At 69.4% G+C, this 3,694-nt stretch carries 4 protein-coding genes; all 4 read left to right on the top strand.

Features of this window, described 5'->3' with window-relative positions; genetic code table 11:
* Positions 1-37: 37 nt before the first annotated feature.
* From V6M46_RS05925 to V6M46_RS05940, 4 genes are read left to right on the top strand one after another with little or no spacing between them, the layout of a single operon-like run.
* Positions 38-1,054 (top strand): TIGR03842 family LLM class F420-dependent oxidoreductase, encoded by a 1,017-nt coding sequence (locus V6M46_RS05925; RefSeq protein ID WP_332662854.1) that lies wholly within the window; start codon positions 38-40, stop codon positions 1,052-1,054.
* A 4-nt stretch (positions 1,055-1,058) separates the two neighbouring features.
* Entirely contained in the window at positions 1,059-1,937 is an 879-nt protein-coding gene (locus V6M46_RS05930) for an ABC transporter permease (protein WP_332662855.1), read from the top strand.
* The gene (locus tag V6M46_RS05935; RefSeq protein ID WP_332662856.1) at positions 1,934-2,749 is read left to right on the top strand and encodes an ABC transporter ATP-binding protein; all 816 of its coding nucleotides are present in this window, start codon (positions 1,934-1,936) and stop codon (positions 2,747-2,749) included. Before V6M46_RS05930 ends, V6M46_RS05935 begins: the two co-directional genes overlap by 4 nt.
* Positions 2,746-3,549, top strand: coding sequence for an ABC transporter permease (locus V6M46_RS05940; protein ID WP_332662857.1), 804 nt, complete (start codon positions 2,746-2,748; stop codon positions 3,547-3,549). The genes V6M46_RS05935 and V6M46_RS05940 overlap by 4 nt, the downstream gene beginning before the upstream one ends.
* Positions 3,550-3,694: the final 145 nt, after the last annotated feature.

Here is a 3,694-nt window from a genome sequence, read left to right on the forward strand (position 1 = left end):
GACCTCTCCCAGTACCTCATCTAGCAGAAGGCTGATCATGGATTTCGGCGTCGTCCTCCAGACCAATCCACCCGCGTGGCGCACGGTGCAGCTCGCCAAGCTGTCCGAGACGCACGGCTTCGACTACGTGTGGACGTTCGACAGCCATCTGCTGTGGCAGGAGCCGTACGTCATCTACAGCGCGATCCTCGCCGAGACCAACCGGATCATGGTCGGCCCGATGGTGACCAACCCGGCCACGCGTGACTGGACCGTGACGGCGTCGGTGTTCGCGACGCTCAACGAGATGTACGGCAACCGCACGGTGTGCGGCATCGGCCGCGGCGACTCGGCCGTACGCGTGACGAACGGCAAGCCGTCGACGCTCAAGGAGGTGCGCGAGGCGACGCACGTGATCCGCGAGCTCGCCAACGGCCGCGCGGTCGACTACAAGGGCTCGACCCTGCGGTTCCCGTGGACGACCAACACGTCGCTCGAGGTGTGGATCGCGGCCTACGGCCCGCTGGCGCTCAAGGCGGCCGGAGAGGTCGGCGACGGCTTCATCCTGCAGCTCGCCGATGTCGACATCACGAAGTGGATGATCCAGACCGTCCGCGATGCTGCGGCGAACGTCGGCCGAGATCCGGACTCGCTGCAGTTCTGCATCGCCGCGCCGATGTACGTGGGCGACGACTGGGCGCACATGCGCGAGCAGTGTCGCTGGTTCGGCGGGATGGTCGGCAACCACGTCGCCGACATCGTGGCGAAGTACGGCGACGACGCGCAGGTCCCGCAGGCCCTGACCGACTACATCAAGGGCCGCGAGGGCTACGACTACAACGAGCACGGCCGCGCCGGCAACACGCACGCCGAGTTCGTGCCCGACGAGATCGTCGACAGGTTCTGCGTGCTCGGCACCGCGGAGGACCACATCGCGAAGCTCAAGGCGCTCCAGGCGGTCGGCGTGACGCAGTTCGCCGGCTACCTCCAGCACGACAACAAGGAGGAGACGCTCCGGGTCTATGGCGAGTCGATCATCCCGGAGATCCGCGAGCACGTGAAGGCGAAGGCCTAGCCGGATGACTCGACGTTCCGCGCCCTTGGGGCGCCTGGCTCTCGGCGCTCTCGGCATCGCCGCGGTCGTCGCGGTGTGGGAGGCCTACAAGGCGCTCGCACCCGACACCGGCGTCGTCATCGGCGACACCACGGTGCTGCCGCGGTCGACCGACACCGCCATGCCGCACGTGTGGGACATGATCTCGCGGCTGTCGGACCCGGTCATCGGGATCGGTGGCGACACGATGTGGCAGACCGTCCTCGACGGCGGCCTGTTCACGCTCCGGATCGCCGCGCTCGGCTGGATCATCGGGGTCGTCGTGGGCTTCGGCCTGGCGCTCGTGATGCAACGCTTCACGATCGCCGAGGCCGCCGTGCTGCCCTGGATCGTGCTGAGCCAGACCGTGCCGCTCATCGCGATCGCGCCACTCGTACGCCGTTGGGGCTCGCAGATCACGATCGGCGGGTTCGAGTGGCAGAGCGAGCACTCGGTCGCGGTCATTGCCGCGTACCTCGCGTTCTTCCCCGTCGCGGTCGGCGTGCTGCGCGGGCTCAAGGCGCCGGACGCGACACACGTCGACCTCATGCACACGTACGGCATCGGCTGGTGGCGCACGCTGTTCAGCCTGCGGCTGCCGGCCAGCGTGCCGTTCCTGATCCCCGCGCTGCGGCTCGCGGCCGCGTCGGCGGTGATCGGCACGGTCGTCGCCGAGGTCTCGATCGGCCTGCGCGGTGGCGTGGGCCGCCTGATCATCGAGTACGCCCAGTCGGCCAGCAGCGATCCGGCCAAGCCCTGGGCGCCGATCTTCGCGGCGATCGCGGTCGGCCTGGTCGCCGCCGCCTTCGTCGGCCTGCTCGGTCTCGCCCTCAAGTCCTATCGACGTTCGGAGATCCCGGTATGAGTGACACCAATCAGGCCGTCGAAGTACGCGCCGTCAGCCGTACGTTCGGCGGTCGCAAGGGTGCGTCAGTCACAGCTCTGGAGTCGGTCGACCTGGGTGTCGCGGCGGGGGAGTTCGTGTCGCTGATCGGGCCCAGCGGCTGCGGCAAGAGCACACTCCTGCGCCTCATCGCCGACCTCGACACCCCGACCTCCGGAGAGCTCAGCGTGTTCGGCAAGCCGGCCCGCCAGGCCCGGATCGACCAGGACTACGGCATCGCGTTCCAGCAGGCCGGGTTGCTGCCGTGGAAGACCGTGACGGGCAACATCGAGCTGCCGCTCGCGCTGCACGGCGCCGGGCGCAAGGAGCGTCGAGACCGGGTCACCGAGCTGCTCGAGCTGATCGGGCTGACCGACTTCGCCGGGCACTACCCCGACCAGCTCTCCGGCGGCATGCAGCAGCGCGTCGCGATCGCGCGAGCGCTCGCCGAGAGCCCGCGGCTGCTGTTGATGGACGAGCCGTTCGGAGCGCTCGACGAGATGACCCGGGAGCGGATGCAGAACGAGCTCGTCCGCATCTGCGCCGAGACGCAGGCGGCCGTCGTGTTCGTGACCCACTCGATTCCCGAGGCGGTGTTCCTGTCGGATCGGGTCGTCGTCATGTCCCCGCGTCCGGGCCGCATCACCGATGTCGTCGACGTCAGCCTCGGCGGCCCGGCCGAGCGCGACGACTCCCTCCGTGAGGACGATGCGTTCTTCCACGCCGTCGCCACGGTGCGCGAGGCGCTGCACGGGGTGCCCGTCGGGGGAGCGCGAGGGGTCGACAACCGATGAGCTCCACGACCGCCACGATCCCGGAGCGGGCGCTCGCCCGCGGGTCGGCATACCGGACGATCGTCGCGCCGATCGTCCTCGGCGTCGCCCTCCTGGGGCTGTGGCAGGCCGTCGTCGACGGCTTCGGCATCGAGCAGTACATCGTCCCCACGCCGACCGACATCTTCCACGAGATCACCGACAACCTCGGCTCGATCGTCGACGGCTCGGTGCGTACGGGTGTCAACGCGCTGATCGGGCTCGTGGTCGGCGCGTTCGTCGGCATCCTCGGCGCGGTCGTCGCCGGCGTGTGGCGCATCTTCGACACGATCGTCGCGCCCCTCGTCGCGGCTCTCGCCGTGATGCCGATCGTGGCGCTCGCGCCCGTGCTCTACACGATGTACGGCGCCGACAAGGAGACCGCGCGGCAGATCGTGGCCGCGGTGGCGGTGATCGTGCCGGTCTACATCAACACCCTGCGTGGGCTTCGGCAGGTACGCCCGGTGCACCGCGACCTCATGCGCGTCTATGCCGCGTCGGCGCGCCAGCAGCAGCTCGCCGTGACGCTGCCGACCGCGGCGCCGTACGTGTTCACGGGGCTGCGGGTCGCGTCGTCGCTCGCGGTCATCTCCGCGCTGATCGCGGAGTACTTCGGCGGTCCCATCGGCGGCCTCGGCAAGTCGATCACGTCGTCCGCCGCCAGCAGCAACTACGCGCTCGCCTGGGCATACGTCTTCGGCGCGATCGTGCTCGGCCTGGTGTTCTACTGCGCGGCCCTCGCGGTCGAGATGTTCTTCACCCGGCACCGCTCGACCCCCTGATCGTCCGTCCGTGACCCGCGGACGGCCTGCAGCACCACCGACAAGGAGAATCGATGAAGCGCAACACGCGGATGTGGGCAAGGGTCGCCGCCACGGTGGCCGCAGCCTCGCTGGTCCTGAGCGCCTGCGGGGGCGGGGACGACGA

This window comes from Aeromicrobium sp., from assembly GCF_036676885.1.
Taxonomy (GTDB): Bacteria; Actinomycetota; Actinomycetes; order Propionibacteriales; family Nocardioidaceae; genus Aeromicrobium.

Bases quoted from the DNA above. Each gene is read 5' to 3' on its own strand.
- V6M46_RS05925 (WP_332662854.1), top strand. From the start codon at position 38: ATGGATTTCGGCGTCGTCCTCCAGACCAATCCACCCGCGTGGCGCACG.
- V6M46_RS05930 (WP_332662855.1), top strand. From the start codon at position 1,059: ATGACTCGACGTTCCGCGCCCTTGGGGCGCCTGGCTCTCGGCGCTCTC.
- V6M46_RS05935 (WP_332662856.1), top strand. From the start codon at position 1,934: ATGAGTGACACCAATCAGGCCGTCGAAGTACGCGCCGTCAGCCGTACG.
- V6M46_RS05940 (WP_332662857.1), top strand. From the start codon at position 2,746: ATGAGCTCCACGACCGCCACGATCCCGGAGCGGGCGCTCGCCCGCGGG.